Annotated in this window: 30 protein-coding genes and 2 pseudogenes; 15 read left to right on the top strand and 17 right to left on the bottom strand. The window is 71.2% G+C overall.

The window, feature by feature from the left end; genetic code table 11:
- Nucleotides 1–43: 43 nt before the first annotated feature.
- The 3 genes from AC0HS0_RS07960 to AC0HS0_RS07950 form a co-directional block, all read right to left on the bottom strand.
- Entirely contained in the window at nt 44–886 is an 843-nt protein-coding gene (locus AC0HS0_RS07960; RefSeq protein ID WP_472962974.1) for a tryptophan-rich sensory protein, read from the bottom strand.
- 96 nt (nt 887–982) lie between these two features.
- Nucleotides 983–1,759: a putative protein N(5)-glutamine methyltransferase gene (locus tag AC0HS0_RS07955; RefSeq protein WP_472962973.1), complete on the bottom strand. Its 777-nt coding sequence runs from the start codon at nt 1,757–1,759 to the stop codon at nt 983–985.
- Between the two features lie 37 nt (nt 1,760–1,796).
- Nucleotides 1,797–2,429 carry a flavodoxin family protein gene (locus AC0HS0_RS07950; protein ID WP_472962971.1) on the bottom strand — a complete coding sequence of 211 codons (633 nt, stop codon included), beginning with the start codon at nt 2,427–2,429 and terminating at the stop codon, nt 1,797–1,799.
- Between the two features lie 87 nt (nt 2,430–2,516).
- Between AC0HS0_RS07950 and AC0HS0_RS07945 the strand changes: the two genes are divergently transcribed.
- From AC0HS0_RS07945 to AC0HS0_RS07920, 6 genes and pseudogenes are all read left to right on the top strand, one after another.
- Complete coding sequence (locus AC0HS0_RS07945) at nt 2,517–2,855, top strand: hypothetical protein (RefSeq protein ID WP_472962970.1); 339 nt, start codon at nt 2,517–2,519, stop codon at nt 2,853–2,855.
- An 88-nt stretch (nt 2,856–2,943) separates the two neighbouring features.
- A complete protein-coding gene (locus AC0HS0_RS07940; protein WP_472962969.1) occupies nt 2,944–3,216 on the top strand; it encodes a hypothetical protein in 273 nt (90 codons plus the stop codon).
- A 22-nt stretch (nt 3,217–3,238) separates the two neighbouring features.
- On the top strand, nt 3,239–4,726 hold the full coding sequence (locus tag AC0HS0_RS07935; RefSeq protein WP_472962967.1) for an FAD-dependent oxidoreductase: 1,488 nt from the start codon (nt 3,239–3,241) through the stop codon (nt 4,724–4,726).
- 79 nt (nt 4,727–4,805) lie between these two features.
- Nucleotides 4,806–5,537 (top strand): hypothetical protein, encoded by a 732-nt coding sequence (locus tag AC0HS0_RS07930; RefSeq protein WP_472962966.1) that lies wholly within the window; start codon nt 4,806–4,808, stop codon nt 5,535–5,537.
- A gap of 134 nt (nt 5,538–5,671) precedes the next feature.
- A pseudogene (locus AC0HS0_RS07925) lies at nt 5,672–5,936 on the top strand (DUF7218 family protein).
- 57 nt (nt 5,937–5,993) lie between these two features.
- Nucleotides 5,994–6,866 (top strand): hypothetical protein, encoded by an 873-nt coding sequence (locus tag AC0HS0_RS07920; RefSeq protein ID WP_472962964.1) that lies wholly within the window; start codon nt 5,994–5,996, stop codon nt 6,864–6,866.
- A gap of 3 nt (nt 6,867–6,869) precedes the next feature.
- On the opposite strand, the gene AC0HS0_RS07915 is transcribed toward AC0HS0_RS07920, so the two are convergent.
- Together AC0HS0_RS07915 and AC0HS0_RS07910 are read right to left on the bottom strand one after the other, a co-directional pair.
- Nucleotides 6,870–7,184: a DUF7882 family protein gene (locus AC0HS0_RS07915; RefSeq protein ID WP_472962963.1), complete on the bottom strand. Its 315-nt coding sequence runs from the start codon at nt 7,182–7,184 to the stop codon at nt 6,870–6,872.
- 82 nt (nt 7,185–7,266) lie between these two features.
- The gene (locus tag AC0HS0_RS07910; RefSeq protein WP_472962961.1) at nt 7,267–8,025 is read right to left on the bottom strand and encodes an alpha/beta fold hydrolase; all 759 of its coding nucleotides are present in this window, start codon (nt 8,023–8,025) and stop codon (nt 7,267–7,269) included.
- Nucleotides 8,026–8,154: 129 nt separating this feature from the next.
- Here AC0HS0_RS07910 and AC0HS0_RS07905 point away from each other — a divergent pair, with 129 nt between their 5' ends.
- From AC0HS0_RS07905 to AC0HS0_RS07890, 4 genes are all read left to right on the top strand, one after another.
- Nucleotides 8,155–9,153: a Gfo/Idh/MocA family protein gene (locus tag AC0HS0_RS07905; protein WP_472962959.1), complete on the top strand. Its 999-nt coding sequence runs from the start codon at nt 8,155–8,157 to the stop codon at nt 9,151–9,153.
- Between the two features lie 97 nt (nt 9,154–9,250).
- Nucleotides 9,251–10,270 (top strand): Gfo/Idh/MocA family protein, encoded by a 1,020-nt coding sequence (locus AC0HS0_RS07900; RefSeq protein WP_472962958.1) that lies wholly within the window; start codon nt 9,251–9,253, stop codon nt 10,268–10,270.
- Between the two features lie 115 nt (nt 10,271–10,385).
- A complete protein-coding gene (locus AC0HS0_RS07895) occupies nt 10,386–10,634 on the top strand; it encodes a hypothetical protein (protein ID WP_472962956.1) in 249 nt (82 codons plus the stop codon).
- A 43-nt stretch (nt 10,635–10,677) separates the two neighbouring features.
- Complete coding sequence (locus AC0HS0_RS07890) at nt 10,678–11,394, top strand: hypothetical protein (protein WP_472962955.1); 717 nt, start codon at nt 10,678–10,680, stop codon at nt 11,392–11,394.
- A gap of 15 nt (nt 11,395–11,409) precedes the next feature.
- On the opposite strand, the gene AC0HS0_RS07885 is transcribed toward AC0HS0_RS07890, so the two are convergent.
- Complete coding sequence (locus AC0HS0_RS07885) at nt 11,410–12,228, bottom strand: SDR family oxidoreductase (RefSeq protein ID WP_472962954.1); 819 nt, start codon at nt 12,226–12,228, stop codon at nt 11,410–11,412.
- An 87-nt stretch (nt 12,229–12,315) separates the two neighbouring features.
- On the opposite strand from AC0HS0_RS07885, the gene AC0HS0_RS07880 reads away from it, so the two are divergent.
- The gene (locus AC0HS0_RS07880; protein WP_472962952.1) at nt 12,316–12,966 is read left to right on the top strand and encodes an HAD family hydrolase; all 651 of its coding nucleotides are present in this window, start codon (nt 12,316–12,318) and stop codon (nt 12,964–12,966) included.
- Here the strand turns inward: AC0HS0_RS07880 and AC0HS0_RS07875 are convergent.
- Nucleotides 12,963–13,334 (bottom strand): cupin domain-containing protein, encoded by a 372-nt coding sequence (locus tag AC0HS0_RS07875; protein WP_472962950.1) that lies wholly within the window; start codon nt 13,332–13,334, stop codon nt 12,963–12,965. The two genes, AC0HS0_RS07880 and AC0HS0_RS07875, sit on opposite strands and share 4 nt — an antisense overlap.
- Nucleotides 13,335–13,423: 89 nt before the next feature.
- On the opposite strand from AC0HS0_RS07875, the gene AC0HS0_RS07870 reads away from it, so the two are divergent.
- Nucleotides 13,424–13,723, top strand: a complete 300-nt coding sequence (locus tag AC0HS0_RS07870) for a hypothetical protein (protein ID WP_472962949.1) — start codon at nt 13,424–13,426, stop codon at nt 13,721–13,723.
- A 56-nt stretch (nt 13,724–13,779) separates the two neighbouring features.
- Nucleotides 13,780–13,980: a hypothetical protein gene (locus AC0HS0_RS07865; protein ID WP_472962948.1), complete on the top strand. Its 201-nt coding sequence runs from the start codon at nt 13,780–13,782 to the stop codon at nt 13,978–13,980.
- A 107-nt stretch (nt 13,981–14,087) separates the two neighbouring features.
- On the opposite strand, the gene AC0HS0_RS07860 is transcribed toward AC0HS0_RS07865, so the two are convergent.
- The 4 genes from AC0HS0_RS07860 to AC0HS0_RS07845 all read right to left on the bottom strand — a co-directional run bounded on the left by AC0HS0_RS07860 (nt 14,088) and on the right by AC0HS0_RS07845 (nt 19,838).
- Nucleotides 14,088–14,414 (bottom strand): hypothetical protein, encoded by a 327-nt coding sequence (locus AC0HS0_RS07860; protein WP_472962946.1) that lies wholly within the window; start codon nt 14,412–14,414, stop codon nt 14,088–14,090.
- Nucleotides 14,411–14,623, bottom strand: coding sequence for a hypothetical protein (locus tag AC0HS0_RS07855; protein WP_472962945.1), 213 nt, complete (start codon nt 14,621–14,623; stop codon nt 14,411–14,413). Before AC0HS0_RS07855 ends, AC0HS0_RS07860 begins: the two co-directional genes overlap by 4 nt.
- Before the next feature lie 67 nt (nt 14,624–14,690).
- Nucleotides 14,691–16,943 carry a glycoside hydrolase family 3 C-terminal domain-containing protein gene (locus AC0HS0_RS07850; RefSeq protein WP_472962944.1) on the bottom strand — a complete coding sequence of 751 codons (2,253 nt, stop codon included), beginning with the start codon at nt 16,941–16,943 and terminating at the stop codon, nt 14,691–14,693.
- A 63-nt stretch (nt 16,944–17,006) separates the two neighbouring features.
- Complete coding sequence (locus tag AC0HS0_RS07845) at nt 17,007–19,838, bottom strand: hypothetical protein (protein WP_472962943.1); 2,832 nt, start codon at nt 19,836–19,838, stop codon at nt 17,007–17,009.
- Between the two features lie 99 nt (nt 19,839–19,937).
- On the opposite strand from AC0HS0_RS07845, the gene AC0HS0_RS07840 reads away from it, so the two are divergent.
- Nucleotides 19,938–20,156: a hypothetical protein gene (locus tag AC0HS0_RS07840; protein WP_472962942.1), complete on the top strand. Its 219-nt coding sequence runs from the start codon at nt 19,938–19,940 to the stop codon at nt 20,154–20,156.
- A 13-nt stretch (nt 20,157–20,169) separates the two neighbouring features.
- Here AC0HS0_RS07840 and AC0HS0_RS07835 read toward each other — a convergent pair whose 3' ends face one another.
- A complete protein-coding gene (locus tag AC0HS0_RS07835; protein WP_472962941.1) occupies nt 20,170–20,358 on the bottom strand; it encodes a hypothetical protein in 189 nt (62 codons plus the stop codon).
- A gap of 16 nt (nt 20,359–20,374) precedes the next feature.
- On the bottom strand, nt 20,375–21,004 hold the full coding sequence (locus tag AC0HS0_RS07830; protein ID WP_472962940.1) for a TMEM175 family protein: 630 nt from the start codon (nt 21,002–21,004) through the stop codon (nt 20,375–20,377).
- 25 nt (nt 21,005–21,029) lie between these two features.
- Here AC0HS0_RS07830 and AC0HS0_RS07825 point away from each other — a divergent pair.
- Nucleotides 21,030–21,455, top strand: a pseudogene (locus tag AC0HS0_RS07825) (NUDIX hydrolase); the annotation flags it as partial.
- Between the two features lie 47 nt (nt 21,456–21,502).
- On the opposite strand, the gene AC0HS0_RS07820 reads toward AC0HS0_RS07825, so the two are convergent.
- From AC0HS0_RS07820 to csrA, 4 genes are all read right to left on the bottom strand, one after another.
- Nucleotides 21,503–22,078 (bottom strand): cysteine hydrolase family protein, encoded by a 576-nt coding sequence (locus tag AC0HS0_RS07820; protein WP_472962939.1) that lies wholly within the window; start codon nt 22,076–22,078, stop codon nt 21,503–21,505.
- Nucleotides 22,079–22,102: 24 nt separating this feature from the next.
- Nucleotides 22,103–22,507, bottom strand: coding sequence for a DUF6855 family protein (locus AC0HS0_RS07815; protein ID WP_472962937.1), 405 nt, complete (start codon nt 22,505–22,507; stop codon nt 22,103–22,105).
- Nucleotides 22,508–22,566: 59 nt separating this feature from the next.
- Nucleotides 22,567–23,595 carry a serine hydrolase domain-containing protein gene (locus AC0HS0_RS07810; protein ID WP_472962936.1) on the bottom strand — a complete coding sequence of 343 codons (1,029 nt, stop codon included), beginning with the start codon at nt 23,593–23,595 and terminating at the stop codon, nt 22,567–22,569.
- 77 nt (nt 23,596–23,672) lie between these two features.
- Nucleotides 23,673–23,906, bottom strand: a complete 234-nt coding sequence (gene csrA, locus AC0HS0_RS07805; RefSeq protein ID WP_472962935.1) for a carbon storage regulator CsrA — start codon at nt 23,904–23,906, stop codon at nt 23,673–23,675.
- Nucleotides 23,907–23,929: the final 23 nt, after the last annotated feature.

The raw sequence follows: 23,929 nt of genomic DNA, 5'->3' as shown, positions 1-23,929 counted from the left end.
ACAGACTACGTTCACGGCATCCAGGATTCCTGTGCGTCAGACCTCAGATGTTCGACCCCCGACGCATCCGGCCGCCGCGTGCGACGCGCACAGCGATGGCGACCAGCAGGATCAGGACCCCCGCCGCCAGCGCGGTGACCGCGACGACGTCCTCCTGGAGGCCGCCCTGTGCACGCGCGACCGCGATCCAGACGAGTCCCCACGCCGCGGCGAACGCGGGCGCGAGCCGGCCGCGATCCCAGATGGCGAGCGCGCACCCGAGCAGGGCGACGACGACCAGCAGCCCGATCGCCCAGAGCGACGGGCTCACGCCGAAACCGGTGAAGCCGGCCGTCGGGAGCCAGGCGGCGATGTTCGCGACGGTCGCCACCATCACCCAGCCCAGATAGAGGCCGACCGTTCCGTCGAGCAGCACCGCGTCGGCGGTGGTCTCTCCCGGGTCGCGACGGAGTCGCGCGAAGGCGACGGCGAGCACGACGAGCAGTACCACGATGACCGGCACGCTCAGGGCGAGGAGCCCGGCCTGAACGCTGAGGATCCATGCGGCGTTCAGCAGCAGGGAGGCGACGATCCAGTAGCCCACCGCGCGCTGGCGGCGGCGTGCGGCCTGCGAGGGGAGGGCCTGCCAGATCGAGTAGCCGGCGAGCCCGGCGTAGATGACCGACCAGATCGCGAAAGCCGCGCCGGCCGGCGCGACCAGCGTCGCGTCGGACGCGAGCGCGCCGCCCGCGACCTCCGGAATCGGTCGGCCTCCCGCGAGCCCCGAGCCGTACGCGGCACCCGCGAGCGCGATGACCATCGCGGCGATCACTCCGCTCTGCCGCACGCGGTCGGCGGCGGTCGGACGCGTCGTTCCGAGCGGCAGCCTTCGGGCCAGGCTGGTCATGGCGCACACGGTACCCCCGTTGCGCTCGCGCATCCATCCGTCCCGACACGCCGCGACGGCGGCCGTCCCGACGGCGTGTCGGCACGAATCGGCCGGTCAGGGGGCCCGGGTGGCGATGACGACGGTGGCGTCGAGGTCGTCGTCTTCGACGGCGCGTGCGGTGAACCCTGCGGCGTCGAAGAGCGCAGCGGTGCGCGCCGACTGCTCACGGCTCGTCTCGATCACGACCGCGCCTGCCGGGGCGAGCCATCCCCGCGACTCCACGGCGATGCGGCGATGGAGGTCCAGGCCGTCCGCGCCACCATCCAGTGCGACGGCAGGCTCGTAGAGACGGGCCTCCGGAGGCATCAGTGCGATCGCGTCGGTCGGCACGTACGGCGCGTTCACCGCGACGACCGCGATCCCGCCGCGCAAAGCGTCCGGGAGCGCCGCGAAGAGGTCGCCGACGAACACGCGATCGGGCGGGAGGTTCGCCCGGGCGGCGCGCACAGCGGCCGGATCGACATCGGCCGCATAGACGACAACGCCGGGAACCCGTGCAGCGACGACAGCGCCGATCGCTCCGGCGCCGCAGCAGAGATCGAGCACGATGTCGCCGGGCTGTGCGAGCCCCGCGGCCTGGGCGGCGAGCAGCTCGGTGCGCCGCCGCGGCACGAACACACCGGCGTCGACGTGGATGCGCATGCCGCCGAACTCCGCGAAGCCGAGCAGCGGCTCGAGCGGCTCGCCGTCGACGCGGCGCGCGACCAGCGCTTCGAGCTCCTCCGGCGTGCGCGCGACCTCCACCAGCAGCGCGGCCTCGTCCTCGGCGAAGACACAGCCGGCCGACCGCAGCCGTGTCACGATCGCCTCGTTCTCGCCGCCTCCGCTCACGCCCTCATGCTAGGGCTCGCACCGAGAGACGCGGTGCTCAGGACGCCGGATACGGGGAGGCCGAGAGCAGGCGCGCGAGGTGCGCCGCATTGCGAGCCGCAGCGGCCGTGGCGCTCGCGACCGCCTCCGGCGTCTCGTCGAGATCCTTGTAGTCGACGGTCTGCATCGCCTCGCCGTTCCAATACGTGGACCCCTGCGACGGAATGCTGAAGCCGACGTCGCCCAGTGCCTGGTAGAGGTCGGCGACGATGGCGTGCGCGCCGTCTTCGTTGCCGACCACGCCGACGATCGCGACTTTGCCCTCGACAAGAGGGCGCCCGTGCTCGTCGGTCTCGGACAGCTCGGCGTCGAGCCGCTCGAGGGCACGCTGCGCGACCGATGAGAGATGCCCCATCCAGGTCGGTGTGACCAGCACCAGGATGTCGGACGACACGATCTGCTCCCGAATGCGCGGCCACTGGTCGCCGTCTCCTTCGTCGAGCGTGACGCCCGGCCGGATGTCGTAGTCGGCGAGGCGGACGGCGGTGCCGGTCACCTCGTGGAGGGCGAGCTGGTCCAGCAGCTGCCGCGCCAGCAACTGACTGCTCGACTCCGCAGGAGACGGTTTGAGGGTGCAGACCAGCGCGAGAGCGCTCAGCCTGTCGGTCCGGATTGCGCTGCTTTCGTCCATGGCGCGCACGCAACCCGGCAAAGCCCGATAAAGCAACCCCCCTCGCCCGACCTTGACCGCGCGCGGCTCGCCCCGTACGAATGGGATATGAAGCGGATCCACTACGCGAGCGGCTCGCTGCTGACCGGCGACGACATCGCGGACGCGGTCATACGATACGCGGCCACGCTCGCAGAGAACTCCACGGCAGCGGAGGTCCGGGCGCCCGCGATCCTCGACAACGGCGACGTCGGGGAGGCCCTGATGCTTCTCGGTCCTGCCAGCCAGATCCTCGCGGAGACCGAGGCGTACGACGGCGCGGAACTGCGCGCGGACGGTTTCGTGACCGACCTCGACGAGCGCATGGCCGCCTTGGGTCCGCGACGGGCGACGTTCGTCCACGAGGGCACAGAAGAGGTCGAAGGGCTCGATATCGACCTGCTGTGAAGTCCTCGGCCCGATCCAGCTGTGCACTGGCGCAATACCGAGGGCCGCGTACTATTCGGCCAGAGGGCGAGATTCCGGGGAGTTGAGCATGCAGGTGTTCCACGTCTACATCGACGAGCTGCGCTTCACGTTCGTCGATCGAGAGCCGGTCGACGAACTCAAGCGGCGCATCATCGAGGCCAGCCGCAGCGCAGGCGACTTCGTTGCGATCACTCAATCGAGTCGGCCGCCGAGTGAGATCTTCGTGACCAGCCAGACGCGCGTGCGCATCGAGACCGCCAGCATCCCCCGAGAACCGGTCGCCGCGAGCGAGCACGAGGAGGACGACTCCTTCTGGTTCGACTTCGACTCCCTCACCTGAGGGGTCGCCCCAACCTCGGATCATGTCCACCTCGCTCTGGCTTCAATCCGCCCCCGACATCCCGAGCGACCCGTTCGAGCCGGACGGCGCGTACGACGTCGTGATCGCGGGTGCGGGACTGACCGGACTCGCGACCGCCGTCATGCTCGCGCGCGGCGGGACCCGGGTGTGCGTGCTCGAGGCGCGCACCGTCGGTGCGGTGACCACCGGCAACACGACGGGCAAGATCAGCCTGCTGCAGGGCACGCAGCTGTCGCAGATCCTTCGGTTCTCGTCCGAGCGCGTTCTCGCGGCCTACGTGGACGGCAACACGGCAGGGCGGGGCTGGCTCCTCGACGCCCTCGACACCTATCGGGTGCCGTACGAGGTGCGCGACGCGTACACCTACGCGACCACGCTCGACGGTCTCGACCGCTTGGACGCCGAACTGCGCGCCGCCCGCGTGGCCGGCCTGCCGGTGTCGGAGGAACGGGTGTGCGAGCTGCCCTTCGCCGTGGAGGGCGCGCTGATCCTGCGCGGCCAGGCCCAGGTGCACCCGATGCGGGTGCTGGCCGCTCTGGCCGGCGAACTGCGGCAGCGGGGAGGCCGCATCGTCGAAGGCGAACGGGTCACCGACGTCTCGGCGGCCGAACCCGTGGTCGTGACCAGCACCTCCGGACGCACGACCGCGGATGCCGTCGTCCTCGCGACGGGCACGCCGATCCTCGACCGCGGTCTCTACTTCGCCAAGGTCGAACCGCACCGGTCGTACGTCGCGGCGTTCCGCGTGCCCGGCCCGATCCCGCAGGGCATGCACCTGTCGGCCGAGACGCCCTCACGGTCGCTGCGGACGGCCCGGGACGACGACGGCGAACTCCTCCTGGTCGGAGGGAACGGCCATCCGGCCGGCCGTGGCGGCTCGACCGCCGGGCACCTCGCAGATCTGACTTCGTGGGCGGAGCTGACCTTCCCCGGCGCCGAGCGGACGACCTGGTGGGCGGCGCAGGACTACCGGTCGGCCAACCGCGTGCCGTTCGTCGGCTGGCTGCCGCGCGGGAGGGGCCGGATCTTCCTGGCGACCGGATACGACAAGTGGGGGCTGGCCAATGCGGCCGCAGCCGCTCTCAGCCTGACAGCCGACCTGACCGGGGCCGAGCCTCCGGAGTGGGCGAGGACGCTGCACCACCGTGTCACGCGCCCGATCGACCTCGTCGACGGCGCTCGCGCGAACGCGTCCGTCGGGCTGGAGGCGGCGAAGGGCTGGGCGGCGGCCGAGACCGCAGGCGCGATCGGGGAGGCGGCTCCGGCCGAAGGGACGGGGGTCGTCGGCCGGCGGGGCGTCGCGCCGGTGGCCGCGTCGACCGTCGACGGCAGAACGTGCACGCTCAGCGCGGTCTGCACGCATCTCGGCGGCATCGTGCGCTGGAACGACGCCGAGCGGTCGTGGGACTGCCCGCTGCACGGCTCCCGGTTCGCGCCGGACGGCGCCGTTCTCGAAGGTCCGGCGGTCGAGCCGCTGGGCCACGCGTGACGCCTGCGCCCCGAGCGATCCTCACGCCGCGCGCGAGCGGCTATAGCTTGACCACCTCTCATCCAGTATCGTCGCGGGCATGAGCAATCCTGAGGACGAGAACACGCCGCGGCCCGCAGAGGGCGGCGACCAGAACGGCGCCATCCCGCCGGCGTCCGAGCCCGCGACGCCCGCGGAGCCGGTCAGCGACGCGCCGCCCGCGCCTCCCGCGCCGCCGGCACCTCCCGCGCCGCCTGTCACGCCCGAGCCCGCCGCACCGGCCGCTCCCGCCGGCGGTTTCCCTGCCGCTCCTCCCGCGCCTCCGGGGGCCTTCCCGGCATACGGTGCGGCGCCGACCGCGCCCGTGGAGCGCCCGACCACCATCCCGACGACCGTCAACGCGGCGTTCTGGCTGTACATCGCCAGCGCCGTGCTCGCCGTCGTCGGCGGCATCATCACCGTGACCACCGCCGGCAGCAACCGCGCCGCCGCGATCCAGCAGCTGCAGAACTCCGGCACCGATCTGCACGGCCAGAGCGCCGAGCAGCTCGTGAACGCCTTCATCGCGTTCGCGATCGGCTGGTCGATCGTCACGCTGATCTTCTGGGCGATCGTGTTCGTCCTCTTCGCGTTCCTCATGCGGCGGGGAGCCAACTGGGCCCGCATCGTGCTCACGGTGCTCACCGCGCTCTCGCTGCTCAACGTCCTCACCTCGTTCGGTGTCGGCGCCCTGCAGGTCATCCTCTCGATCGTCGCCGTCATCCTCATGTGGCTGCGCCCGTCGAGCGCATGGTTCGCCGCGATCAAGGCATCCAAGGCGCCGCGCGCGTAATCCACCGCGCACTGCTCACCAAGGACCCGTGGCCATCAGGCCGCGGGTCCTTCGGCATTCACCGAGGTCGGCACCCCCTGACCAGAAGCCGGCGGGGGCGTACCGTGCGGGCTGCACGACGGAAGGAGCACACCATGCCCGGACGGGAATCCTCGCTGAAGGACCAGGAACTCTACGAGAAGCTCCGCGACGAGGGCGACTCGAAGGGAGAAAGCGGCACGCATCTCCAACGCAGCGGCCGCCCGCGGACGCAAAGCGGTCGGCCGCAAGGGCGGCGAATCCGGATCGTACGACGACTGGACCGTGCCCGAGCTCAAGAAGCGCGCGAAGGAGCTGGGGCTGAGCGGCTACTCGAAGAAGAACAAGGCGGAACTCGTGAAGGAGCTCCGCAACCACTGACCGCGGCCCGTGCCCCGCGGCCACGCCGGCGGCGCCCGGAACGCGTACACTCGCGCCATGGACCTGCGCGACGTGGCCGCGGACCTGTACGGGGTCGCTCCCGCGGAGTTCGTCGCGGCACGGGCTGCCGCGGCCTCCGGCGCGGATCGCGAGCTGCGCGCCGACATCAAGGCACTGCGCAAGCCGACCGCCTCCGCTGCCGCGGTGAACGCGCTGACGCGCAGGGACCCGCCGCTGATCGACCACCTCCTCGCCCTCGGCGACCGCATGCGCGACGCGTTCGCCGCCCGCGATCGCGACGCCATCCGCGAGGTGACGCGACAACGGCAGCGCCTCCTGCAGGCCGCACTACGCGACCTCGACGCCAGCCCGACTGTGGCCAGGGAGGTCGAGGAGACCCTCCAGGCCGCCGTCATCGATCCTGCAGCGGCGGCGGCGGTGCGCAGCGGGATGCTCGTGCGCGCGCTGGAGTCGACGGGCGTGGAATCGGTCGACGTCTCCGAGGCAGTTGCAGTGCCGCTCGACGAATCGGAGCTGGCTGCGCGGCCGGCCCCGGTCGTGGAGGCCGCGCCGCGCCGAGCGGCGTCGAAGCCGAAGGACGAACCCGAGGCCGAATCGGCGCCGGAGCCCGGGCCCGCCGAATCCGCCAGCGACCGCCGGGAGCGTCAGCGCGCTATCCGGGCGGCGGAGCGGGCGCTCGAACGCGCGCGCGGCGAAGCGGACGCCCTCGACGACGAACTCGACGAGGAGGTCGACCGTCGCGCCGACCTGGAGGCGGAGCGCGCCGACCTCGACCGCCGGCTGCAACGCACCGAGGCGGAGCTGTCGGAGTCGAAGGCAGCCGAGCGGCAGCTGAGGAAACGCATCCCCGAGTTGCAGAGAGCGGTGCGCGACGCCGAGCGCGCGCTTGACGAGGCCCGCGGCGACTGACCGCTACGGCAGGTGGTGACCGACCTCGTCCTCGGACATCACGACCATGCCTCCGGTGCGCTGCGACGTGTGCATGAGCGCCTCCAGCCACTGCGAGTTGATCGCCGGCGGCCGGCTACCGGAGAACTGGAACGCGAGCGGGATCTCGCGGCTGATCCAGAGCGAGACGCGCCCGGAGCCCTGCTCGACAGGCACATCCCAGTTGAGGAGGAAGCTCTCGTGCCTGCGCAGTTTGGCGACGATCGCGAGCTTGACGTGACTCAGCACGCGGTCGTCGAGGTCATATTCCTGACCTGCGCCGTAGAGGAGTTTTCCCATGACCCCAATAGTGCCTTACGCATGGTCCTTCTGCGCAGATGAAGAAAGGGGATTGACACCGATGCCAAACGCCTATATTGCTTCAGTTTTCGAGGAATCTCAGCAGCAGAGGCAGGAACGCGCGCAGCGCGCCGTCGTCTCCGGCGGCCGCCAACGCTTCGCCCAGGTAGTCGCCATGGACGCCGGGGACGATCAGCAGGCGCGCATCCGGTAGCAGTTCGACCAGGTCGACGAAATGCCCGGTCCGGACGACATCGGCGTCGGCGCCGACGACGAGGGTCGGCGCCGAGACCGACGCGATCAACTCGTCGGGGAAGTCGGCGAAACCGAGCATCAGCTGCCGGTCGAGCTCGAACATCCGCCGCGCGTGCTGGGGGTCCCGGCTCACGGCGACATCCGCCTCCGCGTACACCGCAGGCAGGTCCTCGAAGCGACCGGCCTCCAACCCCTCCCAGAAGCCGTCGACCATAGCCTCCCGGCGCACCGGCGTGGAGGCGAGGACGAGCCGGCGCACCCGCGCCGGATGCCGTGCGGCGAGCTGCAAAGCCACCTGGCCGCCGTTGCTGAAGCCGAGCACGTCGACGGGCGCGAGCCGCAGTTCGTCGAGCACCGCCGCGACGTCGTCGGCCGACTCCTCGAACGACGGCTCCCGGTCACCCGCGGCCGTGCGGCCGTGCCCCTGCAGTTCCACGGCGAGCAGCGAACGGCTCCGCTCGAGCAGAGGGATCAGCATCCCCCAGTTCGACGGGATGGTGGAGCCGCCGCCGTGGATGAGCAGCAGCGGAGGGTGCGGCGAGTCCTCGTCGCCATGCCACTCGCGGTGCAGTCGGATGCGTGTCACCTGCCAGACGCTACCCCTCGCGAACTTCTGCTGGCAATCCGGCAAAAGGCCTTCGGCACGCGCTGCGAAGTGGTTAGGCTGGATGCGTTCGCGCGCATCGAATACCAGGCAAGGAGGCCTTCACAGGTCATGTCCCATCCACTCGCTGTCGCTGCGATCGGTTTCTGGCACGTGCACGCGGGCGATTACGCGCGCGCCGCTCAGAACCATCCCGGAACCACCCTCGTCGCCATCTGGGACGACGATCCCGAACGCGGTAGGGCCGCCGCCGAGCAGTTCGGCGTCGAGTTCGTCGCCGATCTCGACGAGCTGCTGGCCCGCGACGGGCTCGACGCCGTCACCGTCACCACCTCCACCGATCAGCACCGCGACGTCATCGGCCGCGCGATCGCGGCGGGCAAGCACGTCTTCACCGAGAAGGTGCTCGCACCGACCGTCGAGGAGGCCGACGAGCTCGTCGCCGCCGCCGACGCGGCCGGGGTGTCGCTCGTGGTCTCGCTGCCGCGGCTGTACCACGGCTACACGCTCGCCATCCAGCGCGTGCTCGACGAGGGCACGCTCGGCGAGCTCGCGTACAGCCGGGTCCGGCTCGCCCACGACGGGTGGATCGCCGGCTGGCTGCCCGACCGCTTCGGCCATCCCGCGGAGGCCATCGGCGGTGCGCTCACCGACCTCGGCTGCCACCCGGCCTATCTGACCCGGCTCTTCCACCGGAGCGAGCCGACGCGCATCACCGCGACCTACGGCAGCGTCACCGGCCGGGAGGTCGAGGACAACGCGGTGGTCACCGCCGAGTTCGACGGCGGCCGGATCGGCGTGTTCGAGGCGAGCCTCGTGCAGGGCCAGGGCGACTTCACGATCGAGCTGCGCGGCACGCAGGGCGCGCTCACGTACGGCGCGGCCGGTGGAGGCCTCCTGGTCGACACCGGCGACGGCTGGCGCGAACTGCCGCTGCCCGACGACGAGCCGGGCGCGTTCGACGAATGGGTGCGGCGCATCCACGACGGCAGCAGGGCCGACGCGAATCTCGACCACGCGCTCGCACTCACGCGCACGGTCGTCGCCGCGAACGCCTCAGCGGCGGCGCACGCCGCCGTGACGCCCGCCCTCCCGGTCGCCTCGCGCTGACCATCCACTGCCGAGGGGCACCTAAACGCCCCTAAAACCGGCTTTTGGGGGCGTTTGCGCGCCCCTCGATCATTCGAATTCTTTGGAGACTTCCGTTATGTCCAGCAACACTGTTCGCATCGGCCTCATCGGCGCCGGCGGCATCGCCGGCGCCCACCTCGAGGGCTACCTGCGCAACCCCGACACGATCACCTTCGCCGCGGTCGCCGATCCGGTGCGCGAGAGCGCCGAGAAGCGCGCCGACGGCACGGGCGCGGCCATCTACGCCGACTACCGCACCATGCTCGCGGAGGCCGACATCGACGCCGTCGACATCTGCCTCCCGCACCACCTCCACAAGGACGCCATCGTGGCGGCCGCCCGTGCGGGCAAGCACATCCTGTGCGAGAAGCCGCTCTGCCTGACGCCGGAGGAGGCCGCCGAGGTGTCCGCCGCCGTCGAGGAGGCCGGGGTCACGCTGATGTGCGCGCACAACCAGCTGTTCCTCCCGGCGGTCGCCCGCGCCAAGGAGCTCATCGACGCCGGCGAGCTCGGGCGCGTGTACGAGGTGCGCACGACCGACTCGTTCTTCAACGACTTCGACCCGGCGAACATGGGCTGGCGCGCGCACGCCTCCACCTCCGGCGGCGGCGAGCTGATCGACACCGGTTACCACCCGACCTACCTGCTGCTGCACCTGGCGGGCGGCGCTCCCGTAGAGGTCACGGCGATGCTCGCGACGCACCGGCTCGCGTTCATGGAGGGCGAGGACTCCGCCACCGTGCTCGTGCGGTTCGACAACGGCGTGATCGGCACCGTCGTCACCAGCTGGGCGTACGAAGCAGCTCCGGGCACCGAGAAGTTCTCGGCGGTCGGCGAGCTCGGAAGCCTGAGCAGCGACGGCACCACGCTGACCCTGAAGAAGCGCGGCGAGGCGGAGGCGACCGTCATCGAGCTGGAGCCCGTGCACCAGTTCGGCGAGGAGCTGGACCACTTCGCGCGCAGCATCCTCGACGGCACGCGCCCCCTTCACACGCAGAAGGAGGGCATCGAGGTGCTGGGCATCATCCTCGGCGCCTACGAGTCCGCCCGCACCCGCTCCGTCGCGGCCATCCCTGCGCTGAGCACGACGCGCTGACCACCCCCGGGCCGTGGCGGCATCCCCGCTGCGGCCCGGGCGCAGCCTCCTGCCATGGACCCGTTCCCGCTGCATCTCTGTTCCCAAAGGGTGCGCGTTGGGGTTAAAGTGACGCATGAGCACTCCGAGGGCGGGGGGCCAGATCAGCGGTCCCGAGCACCCGCGACATGACGATTTCGTCGCGGTGCCCTACCTGCGTCAAGGCCAGCTCATCTCGCTGATCCGCTGGACTCAGGTCAACGGCGAATGGCGCTACACCACGATGCTCGCCCAATACCTCCACCGCGACGAGGAGAGCTGGTACCTCGTCATCAACGGCCAGCGCGCGAAGATCAGCCGATCCGAGTGGGCCATCTTCAACTGAGACCGGATTCCGAAGCCTCATGTGCGGGCGTACTGTCCGTCGCGTGAACGACACGGACTCGAAGACGACCTCCGACGACAAACGGGCACGACGTGTCGCGCCCGAGCACCGCTGGCCCGCCGTGATCGGGACCGTCGTCGCCCTCGGGGCATACGCCTTCCTCCCCAGTGTCGTGCCGCCGATCGCCCGCTGGGCAGTGGTCGGGGTGTGCGTCCTGACGCTGGTGGCGCTGGTCGTCTACAACCCGCACCACCTGACGCGCGAGTCGAAGTGGTCGCGGCGGGCCGAGATCTCGCTGTCGGTGCTCATCCTCGCCGCGAACCAGGTCGCCTTCGTCGAGACGATCGTGAGGCTGCTGAACAAGCACGGTAACGGCTCCGAGCTGCTGCTCGCCTCCCTGCAGGTCTGGATCACGAACGTGATCGCGTTCGGCCTCGTGTACTGGACGATGGACCGCGGCGGCCCGGTCGCCCGGATCACCCTGAAGCGCACCGAACTCCCGCTCGCCGACTTCCGCTTCCCCCAGGACGAGGACGAGGACGACGTCGACGAAGTCCGCCGCGGTTCCAGCCAGGTCATGGACTGGGTACCCAACTACATCGACTACTTCTACTTCTCGCTCTCCAACTCGATGGCTTTCAGCCCGACCGACACCATGCCGCTGACACACCGCGCCAAGCTGTTGATGGCGCTGGAGTCGTTCGCCGGTTTCGTGCTGCTCGCGCTCGTCATCGCCCGGGCGGTCTCGCTGATCGGCTGACGCCCGGCGGCTGCGTCAGTTGCGGCGCCAGTCGTGGGAGGTGAGGTGCGATCCCGCCTGCGGGCCCATCTGCAGCATTCCGCCGTCGACGGTCCAGGAGGCGCCGGTGACATAGGAGGCCGCCGGCGAGGCGAGGAACGCGACGACGGCCGCGACCTCCTCGGGTGCGCCGGGCCTCCCGAGCGGGATGCCCGGGCGATCGACGCTGTGCGGGTCGACGTCCTCCGCGTCATTCATCGGCGTCTCGATCTCGCCGGGCGCGACCGCGTTGGAGGTGATCCCGTATTCGCCCAGTTCGAGGGCGAGCGTCTTGAGCAGGCCGCCGAGCCCGTGCTTGGCGGCGTCGTATGCGGCCGAGCCGACCCGCGGCTGGTGCTCGTGCACACTGGTGACCCCGATGATGCGGCCGCCGCGCCCGGCCGCCACCATTCGTCGCGCGATGCGCTGGATGCACGCGAACGGCCCGTCGAGGTCGGCCAGCAGGGTCTTCCGCCAGGTGTCCCAGTCGGTGTCGAAGAACGCGGGGCCGCCGTTGAGGCCGGCGTTGTTCACGAACACGTCGCAGCCGCCGAGCTCGTCGGCGAGCGCATCGACGACGTCGGCGCAGGCCGGGGCGTCGGTGGTGTCGAGCCGCGTCACCACAGCCAGACGCCCCTCGGCGCGCACCAGGCGCGCGGTCTCCTCCGCACCCTCCTGGTCGGAGTGCCAGGTGACGCCGACATCGAGCCCGGCCCGGGCGAGGGCGATCGCCGTCGCCCTGCCGATGCCGGAGTCGGAGCCGGTCACGATCGCGGTGCGGGGGTCGGTCAGTTCGGGACGTCGGTTGTCGGCCATGCGGGGAATGGTCCGCCGAGGTCGCCCTCCTGAGAAGGGGGCCGCCCGCGGTGGGCGTCTGCGCAGACCGGGTGTACACCGGGAGGCATGACCGTCACCACCGTGCTCTTCGACGTCGATGGAACGCTCGTCGACTCGAACTACCTCCATATCGACGCGTGGCAGCGCGCGTTCGCCGACCTCGACACCGCTGTGGACGCCTGGCGCATCCATCGCGCGATCGGCCAGGACTCCGCCCGGCTGCTGCGCAGCGTCGCCGGTGAGCGTGACGAGGCCTGGAACGACCGCGCGAAGTCGCTGCACAGCGAGCACTACCGCATGCTGGCTCCGCGGTTGCGCGCCTTCGACGGGGCCGCGGGCCTGCTGCGTGCGATCGCCGCGCGCGGCGTGCGCGTGGTGCTCGCGACCTCTGCGCCCGAGGACGAGCTCGCCCTGCTGCGCGAGGCCCTCGACGCCGACGACGCGATCCATGCTGTGACGTCCGCCGACGACGTCGAGACCGCCAAGCCCGACCCCGGCATCCTGGAGGTCGCCCTGAGCCGCGCGGGCGCGACGGCCTCCGATGCGCTCATGGTCGGCGACTCGATCTGGGACATGGCGGCCGCCTCCCGCGCGCACGTCCGGTCGCTGGGAGTGCTGTGCGGCGGGGTCGGCGCGGGCGAGCTGCTCGACTCCGGCGCGCGGGCGGTTCACGACGACCCGGCGGCGCTGCTGGCCGCGCTCGACGACGTGCTCTAGTCGCCGGGCAGCTCGCGCAGCTCGCTGGTGCGCTCGCCGGGCTGGTCGCCGGTGTTCACGGTGCCCTTCGGCTCGATCATGACGACCAGCGCCTCCTCGGCGGCGCGCGGACGGTGCTCCACCCCCTTCGGCACGACGTAGACGTCGTTCGGCCCGAGGTCGACGTCTCCGTCGCGCAGGCCGATGGTCAGCCGGCCCGACACCACCAGGAACAACTCGTCGGTGTCGGGATGCGTGTGCCAGATGAACTCGCCGCGCAGCCGGGCGACCTTGACGTCGTAGTCGTTGACGCTGGTCAGCCGGTGCGGCTGCCACGGCTCGGGCACGAGGGCGAACGCTTCGAGGAGGTTGTGGACGGTGCCGCTCATGGCGTCAGCCTAGATGGCGCATCTTGCCAAGCACACGCCTTCGGGCGTTTGATGCACGGTGAGGGAGTCAACCGACGGAAGGGATGACCATGTCCGCCAGCGAACTCGAGATGTCGAGCGTCCGCTACCCGTACCGCGAGCGCATCTTCCACATCGAGAAGAAGGCACCGGGCCAGTGGGTCGTCCTCGACGAGTCGCACGCGGAGCTCGGTCGGCTCGTGCGCGTGTCGGTCGAAGGTGAAGAGCACGAGCCGGTCTTCGGCGCCATCCCGCTGGGCTACACGGAGACGCTGCACGAGGGCTCGGATTGGAAGTTCCTCGTCGCCGCGCTGATCAACGAGGCGCTCGACGAGGAGACCGCCGCGACGGGCAACCAGGGCGAAGCCTGAGCTCCAGCGGCCTGACGCACACGCCGGCCGCCGCGCAGCGGGCTACGATACCGGGGATGAACGCAGCGCTGCGCACGACGCTCGGCTGGGTGGCCGCCGTGCTGCTCAACCTCGGTGCGGTGCTGTTCGTGCTCGGCCTGATCGTTCCACGCACCGGAGGAGCGCCGATCCTCGGCATCGGCATCGGGATGCTTCTGATCGGGCTCGCCACCGGCGCCGTGTGGATGTACGCCAACCGCAGCTCCGGCGCGCGCTGAGCTCTTCGGGGCCTACGCCGGACAGAGAGCGGCCCCGCCCGGGATGACGAGGACGGGGCCGCAGTTTTGGGCGAACGCCCGGACTCTCGCGCGCATCAGGCACGGACTCACTCGTCCGGGGGCTCGACGTTCTTGACCATGTCGGGGTTCGACGGCTGCTGAGCCGGGTCGAAGTCGGCAGGAGGCGGCTCAGCGCCCTGCGAGTCCGTCGCCGGGGCGTTCTGCGTCTGGGCGTTCGTCACATCCTCCGCACCCTCCGGTGCGGTGCGGCCCGTGTCGTCGCCACCCTGGCCCTGCTCGGTCTCGGCCGGCTCCGATGCCTGGGCGTCGCGATCGTCGCCGGCGCCCACGCCGCCCTGATCGAACCGCTCAGGGTCGTCCTCGGCGGGCACGCCCTGCGCGTCGGTGTTCGGAAGTCCGCTCGTGTCGCTCACGGTTTGCCCTCCTCGCTGTACGAGGTGGCGGAGTCGTCGTCCTCGTCGACCGGTCGGTCGGGGTCGAGATCGGCGATCACGTCCTGGATCACGTTCTGGTCGGCGGTCGGCACCTCGGCGCCGCCGTCGTCCCCTTCGAGGTCGCCCGCCAGCCCGTTGGTCGGGTCGTGACCGGTGACCGCGTCCTGTTCCTCACGCTTGTCGCTCATGACGCCACAGAACGCCGAACCCCCTCGCTCTCGCAAGGGGGTTCACCGTGCTGCAAAGCGGCGTACGCTAGCCGTTCGCCGCGGCCACCAGCTGGTCCAGCTGATCGCGGGTGACCGGGCTGCCGGGGAACGCCGCCGCGCGGATCAGCGGGATGGACTCGGCCATCCGGCGCAGGCCGGGATCTGCCAGCATGGCGCCCATCCCCTCGGCCTCAGCGCTCTGGGCGAGCGCGGCCATCAGGATCGGGCCCCCGACGGGGTGCTCGAGCCATTCGCCGAGCGTCGAGTCGACCGACAGCGGCGCGGCGCGGCCGTCGCCGGCCAGGGTCACGGTGACGGAGCCGCGGAGGTCGCGGGACGACGCGCCGACCTCCACCACGTAGTCGCCGCCCTCAACCGACCAGCCGCCGAGCTCGGTGTCGAAGTACGCCAGGTCGGAGGCGGGCAGGTCCACCACGACGGTCTCGGTCGCTCCCGCCGCCACGGCGACGTTCGCGAAGCCCTTGAGCTCGCGCACCGGGCGCTGCACCCGGGAGGTCGGAACCGATACGTAGACCTGCACGACCTCCCGGCCGTCGCGCTCACCCGTGTTGGTGACCTCCACCGACACGCGGATGCCGCCGTCGGCCGCCGGTGTCGCGGCCGGCGCACCGAACGCGAACGTCGTGTACGAGAGACCGTGCCCGAACGGGAAACTGACGGCCGTGCCACGGGCGTCGAAGTCGCGATAGCCCACGAACAGCCCCTCGCCGTAGCGGACGTGACCCTTCTCGCCCGGGAAGTTGAGGTACGACGCGGTGTCCTCGAGCCGCACGGGGATGCTCTCCGCGAGGCGTCCGGACGGGTTCACGACGCCGAACAGCACGTCGGCGATCGCACCGCCGCCGGCCTGGCCGAGCAGCCAGCCCTCCACGATCGCGGGCACACGGTCGGCCCAGCCCGAGACCCGGACCACACCGCCGTTCGACAGCACGACCGTCACGCGCGGGTTGGCGGCGATCACGGCCTCCAGCAGAGCCGTCTGTGCGGCAGGCAGTTCGAGGTGCTCGCGGTCGAAGCCCTCGGACTCGTCCTCGCCGGGGAGGCCGACGAACACCACGACGTCGTCGGCGTCCGCGGTCACGCCGACGGCCTCCGCCGTGAGAGCGTCCGCATCGGCGGTGGCGTCGCCGAGTCCGTAGCCGGCGGCGAAGGTCACCGTCGCGTCACCCGCGAGCGCGACGAGTTCGTCGAGCGCGTTGTCGAGGCGGGTCGGGACGATCTGGGAGGAGCCGGCGCCCTGGTAACGCGGTGTGCGGGCGAACTCGCCGACGACTGCGATCGAGCGGCCGGCGGCGGTGGAGAGCGGCAGCACGTCGTCGTTCTTGAGCAGGACGATGCTGCGGCCGGCGACCTCCCTCGCGAGTGCGTGGTGCGCCTCGGCATCGTAGGTCGCGTCGGCGTCCGCGCCGGCGAGCGCCTTCTCGACCAGGTCGATGACGCGGTTCGCGGCGGTGTCGAGCACGGACTCGTCGAGCGAGCCGTCGCGCACGGCGGCGACCAGCTGAGCGTCGGTGACGCCTCCGCTCGACGGCATCTCGAGGTCGAGGCCCGCGACGAGCGCGCTCACGCGGTCGTTGACGGCGCCCCAATCGGAGACGACGAGGCCCTCGAAGCCCCACTCGTCGCGCAGCACGGAGGTGAGCAGCCACGGGTCCTCGCTGGCGTAGACGCCGTTGATGCGGTTGTACGAGCACATGACCGTCCACGGCTGGGTCTGCTCGACGACGTGCTGGAAGCCGCGCAGGTAGATCTCGCGCAGCGGCCGCTCGTCGACGTCTGCGCTCACACGCAGGCGGTCGGTCTCCTGATTGTTGGCGGCGAAGTGCTTGAGGGACGCGCCGACGCCCTGCGACTGGAGGCCGCGCACCAGCGCCGCTCCGAGCCGTCCGGAGACGATCGGGTCCTCCGAGAGGTACTCGAAGTTGCGCCCGCAGAGCGGCGAGCGCTTGATGTTGATGCCGGGGCCGAGCAGCACGCCGACCCCTTCGGCCTTGGCCTCCTCGCCGAGCGCCGCACCGGCGCGCTCGAGGAGTTCGGCGTCCCACGACGAGCCGAGCGCGACCGCGGGCGGGAAGCAGGTGGCGGGCACGCTGTCGCCGATGCCGAGATGGTCACCGCCCTGCGCCTGCTTGCGCACGCCGTGCGGGCCGTCGGTGAGGTAGAGCGACGGGATGCCGACGCGGTCGATGGGTTCGGTCTCCCAGAAGCTGCGACCGCTGGTGAGCGACGCCTTCTCTTCGACGGTCAATTCGGATGCGCGGGTGAGGCGGTCGACCATGATTCTCCTTCGATGACGGTCGCGGGTCGGGCAATACCTTACACCACTCGGTTTTTATTCGGGTCAGAGGCGGCGCATCAGGTCGCGGAGGGCGCGCATGTACTGCGACGACGACTGGTAGCCCGGGTGCGTCGCGACCTTGACGAGGTAGAGGGGAGGCCCGAACTCGTCGGCGCCCCGGTCGATCTCGTTGTCCTTGAAGGAGGCGTCGGGAAAGCCGAGATAATCCGTGCGGCGCCACAGGTTGATCCACGCCACCTGGCCGTCGGGCTGGGTCAGCAGCTCGCGGAGCGTCGGCTTGTCGCGCAGCTCCGGGTCGCGACCTCCGGAGCCGTCGGTGCGGTGGTCCTCCACCACCTGCCGCAGCCAGGGGTCGGGCTTCCACAGCGACGGGCCGCGGCTCGGGAGGCCGCCCAGCGCCGCCGGGCCGAACAGCTCCGGGAAGAACCGCCCGAAGTAGGCGCGCAGTTGCGTGCCGTAGGTGAGCAGTCCGACGTTCCTGAGGCCGTCGACGGTGTCGGCGCCGAGGGTGAAGATCGTCGAGACCGCGAGCACGCCGCCGAGACTGTGCGCGCTCACGATCACCTTGCGGCGCTGGCGTGTGGTCAGCGCGCGCAACTCGTCGCGCGCGCGCTGCTCGGCCGTGCGGCGATCCTCCACGCCGCCCGCGCCCGGCGCGATGTCGGCCTCCAGCCAGGCGACGATGCGGTCGCGCAGCTCCGGGATGACCCGCTCGGCGTAGCACGGCGGCCCGAACGGATGTCCGGCCCGTGGGAGGAAGCACATCAGGTCCCACATCACCCCGATCGGGCGCTCCTTCGTCGTCAGCGCGTTCTCGGCGATCGTCACCACCGCGACGACGGCGATCAGTCCCAGCGCGGGGAGCGCGAGGTCGAGCAGTGCGGGCCGGAGCGGCTGCGGAAGCGCGATCGCGACGATCACGCCGAGCGCGAGCAGCGCGGCGAGCGCACCGAGCACCGGCTCGCCGCGGTGGAACAGCGCGGCCGAGCGCCGCGCGCGCAGCATCCGGAAGTCGAGCTTGCCCGCCGACTTCACCTGCGGCACCCGCCCGTCGCGGTAGGTGCGCAGCGGCTCTCGGAGGGCGCGGCCGCCGACCGTCTCCGGCGTCGTCAGCCGCGGAGTCGTCCGCATCCGCAGCAGCGCGATGACAAGCACGAACACCGCCAGCAGCACCGCCAGCACCGGGACCGTCCCCCCGAAGTTCCGGTACGCGACCGGCGTCGTGAGCCCGCCGGGAGTCAGCGGGCAGACCGGAGTCGAGCCCGTCGACGCGAGGGCGCACTGGGTGCCGAGCACGAGCAGGGTGGAGAGCAGCATCGCCGCCCCGAGCGACAGCAGCATGACGACCCCCGGCCCGGTGCCGCGCCAGCCCTGGTACGCGTGACTGCGACGACGGCCCATGGGCCAGAAGATCACCAGCACCGCCAGCAGCACGGCGCAGACGGCGGCGATCCCGTACGCTGCGGTGGTGAGCGGCGCCACGTGGAGGTCGCCCGGCGTCGACACGACGGCGACCAGCAGCGAGACGCCGCCGACCACCACCACGATCACCGAGAGCCAGCGCGGCACACCGCGGCGCCAGCCGAGCGCCGACAGGGCGATCGCGAGCAGTACGCCCAGGATGATGGAGGGGGCGATCACCAGCCCGAGGAAGGCGGGCGCGTGCCGGTCCAGCGCCGCGTCGGGCAGCGCCACCGACACCGCGACCACGAGGTACACGGCCGCCGAGACGAGCAGCATCCAGCCGGCGATGCCCTCCCTGCGCCGCAGCTTCGCACGGATGATCGCGTGCCGGCGCTCGTCGCGTTCGGACGGGTCCAGGCCCTCCATCGCGTGCTCGGCCCGCCCGGCCACCGTCGTGTCGGCTTGCCGCACGACGAGCGCGACCACGACCACGAGCCCCACCGCGGCGAGCGCCGCCCCGACGGTCAGCCACCACCGTGCGAACAGCGGCGACGTCGACGGGTCGAGGCACGCGGGCGGGAGGTCGAGCCCCGCAGGCGCGCAGGAGCCGAAGACGCCGTCCCACCCGATCAGCAGCGACACCAAGAAGAAGGCGGCAGTCACGTGGAGCAGTTCGCTCGGGAGTTTGACGCGGGTGATCCCCCAGAAGCCGTCGGTCGCGAGCGGCCGGCGGGGCGCGCCGGGCTGCCCGGCCGCGACGCCGCTGAGGTCGCTCGCCGTGCGGATCTTCGCGACGGTGCCGAAGATCCCGGCCTCGTAACGCGTGCGCGCCTGGTGCGAGACGAAGAACAGCAGCAGAACACCCGCGATCGGCACCAGCGAGAGAAGCGCGACCCGGATGCCGCGGTGGTCGAAGCCCGGCGCGTCGAAGAAACCGGTCACCCAGCCCGGGAGGGCCGGGCACAGCGACGGCCGCGCGAGGCACTGCGTGCCGATCAGGTCCAGACTCACCGATGCCAGCGCACACACGTAGAGCAGAGTGAGCCCGAGAGCGAACACCCGCAGGGAGGCCGCACCGCGACCCGCGTGCCACTCGCCGGTCCTCGTCTGGTCGGGGATCAGCCTCGTCCAGTACGCGGTGTTGCACAGACCGAACGGGAGGATGAGCAGCCAGGCGAGCTGTACGAAGAACTGCCCGATCGCCACCAGCGCCCCGCCGCCGTAGCGGGCCAGCATCCCCCAGGAGTAGCCCTCGCGGCGGATCACGGTCGGCGGAGTCGCCGGGTCGTCCGGGTCGACGGGATCGACGGTCGGCACGTAGAAGCCGCCGTTCTCGTCGGCCTGATCGGCGCGCACGTCGCCGGGCGCGACGCCGAGCATCTCCCCCGGCGGCGTGTTCTTGATCCCGTGGATCCTCAGCTCGAGGACCGCCGGACCGCGCTTCGCGAAGACAGAAGGCGACCGCGCCATGCCCGAACCATACCGAGGGCAGGAGGGCGCTGGCTACGCCGGTCTGCGGAGCCGCACAGGCCTCTGGTCGCGCGGCCCCGGACAGCGTACGCTCGCGCTATGAGCACCCCAGAAGGCGACGCCCGCGAGAACCTCGAGGGCAGCTACACCGAGTCCGACGACGAAGGACCCCACGAGCGCACGGTCCACGGTCAGTACACCGAGACCGAGGGCGACCCGGGCCCCGACCCCGCCGTCGAGGGAACCTACACCGATGCCGAAGAACCGGCCGACGCCCCCGAAGGCGAGTACACCGAAGGCGACTACCGGGAGCCCTGAGCAGCCGGGCCGGTCAGGAATACTTCTTGCGGGCCTTCAGGGCCTGCTTCTTGGCGCTCTTGCGCGCCTTCTTGACGTCCGGGTTGTTCCAGAATGCGGTCAGCGAGTCGACGATCTGGTCGTAGCGCTCCCGGCCTGCCCGCGCTCCCAGGATGTAGGCGGCGGCGATGATCAGGAGCACGAGGAATGTCTTGGGTCGCATGCCGCGACGATAACCCTCAGCCGGTCTTCTGGGAAGCTCCCCGCCGCAGTCTCGCGAGCACCCGGTGCAGCGGCTGCGAGAGGAAGAGGATCAGCAGCCAGAGCATCCCGACGTCGGGCAGCAGCACCACCAGTACCAGCGCCAGCGTCATCAGGATCACGAAGGTCCACCCGCGCAGGAGGTCGCTCTGCCCCTCCGCCTCGGGCAGCAGCATGCCGGGTGTGCGCACGATGAGCAACTCCATGAACTGCATCGTGAGGGTCGTCAGCAGGAGGTTGGCGACGTAGAGCGCGTAGACCTCGGGACGTCCGCTGGGGCTGTCCGAGAGCACGTTCGCCGTGAACGGGATGAACACGATGGACGCGAGCCAGAGGATGTTGAGCCACATCAGGCCGGGCGTGTAGCTGTCGGTCCAGCCGAACACCTGATGGTGCACCATCCACAGTCGCGCGATCACGACGAACGAGATGGCGAACGCGAGCAGCTGCCAGAGGTTCTCGGAGAAGTACGGAACGATCCCCTCCTTCGCCACGTCAGGGCCGGCGTCGACGAGCGGGAGGATCAGGAGGGTGATGGCGATCGCCACCGTGGCGTCGGAGAAGTTGACCAATCGGTCGAACCCTCGCTGCGTACGCATCACCGCCATGCGCCCATAGTGCCAGACTGCATGCATGCCGCACCTCAACACCGGGCCAGGCGAGTACGACCTGACCGCCAGCGCACTGATCCTCCGTGAGCTCGGCGGGCGCCTTCGCCTACTGGTGCACCGCCATCGCAAGCTCGGCCTCCTGATGCAGCCGGGAGGCCACGTCGAGCGCACGGAGGATCCGTGGGCCGCTGTCGCCCACGAGCTGCGCGAGGAGTCCGGCTACGACCTGGAGCAGCTGCTCCTCCTGCAGCCCGTGCACCGCATCGACCACGCTCCGGGGATCGCCGTGCTGCCGACACCGCTGTGCGTCGATGTGCACCCGATCGGCGCCGACCACTTCCACACCGACCTGGTCTACGCGTTCGTGGCGCACTCCGACCCGGCCGGCCGCCCCGGCGAGGGCGAGTCGCAGGAGCTGCACTGGCTGCCCGTCGATGCGCTGGGCGGCCCGGACGGGCCGGGCGACCTCGCACCCGGGCTGGCCGAGGTGGCCCGTTATGCGAGCGACTCGATGAAGGCGTCGATGCTGGTGACGATCACGCCGCCGCGGGCGAACACCTTCTCGGTGAGCACCCGGTGGACCTCCGGGTCGGAGTCCCAGCAGCCGTCCTCCAGCACGACCAGCCGGTAGTCGCGGTCGGACGCGTCGCGCACGGTCGACAGCACGACCCCGCTCGTCGCGACACCCGTGAGCACGAGCGTGTCGATGCCCCGGGCGGCGAGCTGCTCGTGGAGGTCGGTCGTGCTGAACGCGCCGACGCGCTTCTTGCGCACCACGATCTCGCCGTCGGCGGGCGCGATCCGCTGGTCGATCTGCGTGTGCGGGCTCGCGGCGTTCAGTCGCTCGGCCGCTCCGGCGAATCGGGAGGTGGCGGGGATGCTCTCCGCCTCCTCCTCGGTGACGGCGACGCGCACGTAACCGACCGTGAGGCCCGCCGCGCGTGCGGCCTCACGTGCGCCGGCGAGTCCGGCGAGGAATGCGTCGGCGTCGGGCAGGCGCTCCAGGATTCCGGGCTGGAGGTCCATGAGCAGGAGCGCGGTGGTCGACGGGTTCACAACGAGATCGTTCACATGGATAAACTACCTCGTAGCGCCCTACTGCTTCGCCCGCGCACTGTTGTTGCGGGCGTCGTGGGTGAGCTCGATCAGCCCGAGCGCCTCCAGCAGCGGCGGGAGGTACATCCCGAATCGGCCGCGATACCCCTTGCGCAGGCCGTACCAGCCGCCGGCCGGGTTGGCCGGGTCGCGCCCCCACGCCTCGATCGTCCCGTCGGCGGCAGGCTTGTTCTCGTCCGCGGCGCCGAGCGGCACCCAGTCGCCCTGCTCGCGAAGCCAAGCCACGAGATCATCGACGGCGCTCGCCCGGTAGCTCAGTCGCGTGGTGCCCACCTGGCAGACCAGCGCGGGCGGGTCGGCCGCGTCGTCGCGGTACATGGTGTACTCCGAGGTGCCGGGAGCCGTGGTCAGCCGCCACGGGTCGTCCTTCGTTCCGGCGTTCATGACGTCCTCCGGTCCCGGGCCGCCGGCCTCCCGCGGCCCCTGCCGAAAGTGTGGACCGTTCAGCCGCAGGCCACCAGTACCGCGTCGCTCACGTCGCTGAGATGGCGCAGCGCGCGTCGGCGCTCGTCTGCCGTGTTCGTCAGGTACGCCACGACGAGGTCGCGCACCGGATCGGCCCAGACGTTGCAGATGCTGCTGCCGTTGTGGCCGAACGTCCGCGGGTCGGCACGGGAGCCGGTGGGCCGGGCCAACCCGATCGGGCCGCCGAGCTGGAAGCCGAACGACCAGCGCACCGGGTGACCCATGATGCGGTCGGGCTCGCCGTCGCTCGAGACCTCCCTCGCCGCAGCGATCGTCTCCGGCCGCAGCACGCCCTCGCCGCCAGCGAGAAGCAACCGGTAGAACTCCGCGAGCTCGCGTCCGTTGGTGCTGAGCGCGGCCGCGGGAACCGGGACCGCACGCGTGCGCGGGCGGTTGAACAGCAGCGTCCTGGCGCGCTCGGGCGCACTGAGTGCGCGCAGCGGCACCCCGCGGGAGGCATGCGCCTCCGGAAGGCCGAGCGTCGACTCGGTCAGCCCAGCCGGCCGCAGCAGGTTCTCGGCGATGAACCGCTCCACCGGCACGCCGCTGACGCGTCGGACCAGCTCGCCGAGGATGAAGCCGAAGCTGAGCACGTGGTACCCGACCACCTCCCCCGCCGGCCAGCGCGGCCGGGCGTCCTCCGCGGCCACGACCGACCGCAGCGGGTCCGTCAGCCGCACGGTGTCGCCCAGGAGGCTGCCCGTGGAGTACGGGACGCCCGCGCGATGCGAGAGTACATGCCGGATGGTGATGTCGGACTTGCCGCCGCGGGCGTAGGCCGGCCAGTGGGCGGCGACGGGGTCGTCGAGGCGCAGCATCCCCCGCTCGGCGAGAAGGTGCACGGCGAGCGCCACGAAGGGTTTGCTCACCGAGAACGTGTAGAACAGAGCGTCGGGCCCGCACCCGGTGCGGCGGTCGAGAAGGACCTCCCCGCCCTGCAGCACGGTCAGCCAGGAGGCGCCTCCGCGCGCGTCCACCAGATCGGTGACGCGGCGGAAGTCGGGCATGCTCGCATCCTCGCGCGCGACCGGAGACCGTGCAAGGACCGGCGTCGCGGCGGACCGTCGCGCACGGACGGGGTCGGTCAGAGGCCGAGGGACTTCTTGATGAGGGACTCGGGGTCGTCGGTGGCGGCGGCCTCGCGGGCCTCCTGGTTGGCTTCGCTGACCGCCTGCACCACTTCGTCGCGCTGGATGCGGATGCCGCGCGGGGCGTCGATGCCGACGCGCACGCCGTCGCCGCGGACGTCGAGGATGGTCACGACGATGTCGTCGCCGATGAGCACGCGCTCCCCGATTCTCCGCGTCAATACCAGCATTGGACCAGCCTATCCGGCCCCGC

Source organism: Leifsonia sp. PARNA 1/14 (assembly GCF_055720965.1).
Note: the sequence above shows the minus strand (reverse complement) of the source record. Positions and strands in the feature narration are given on the sequence as shown.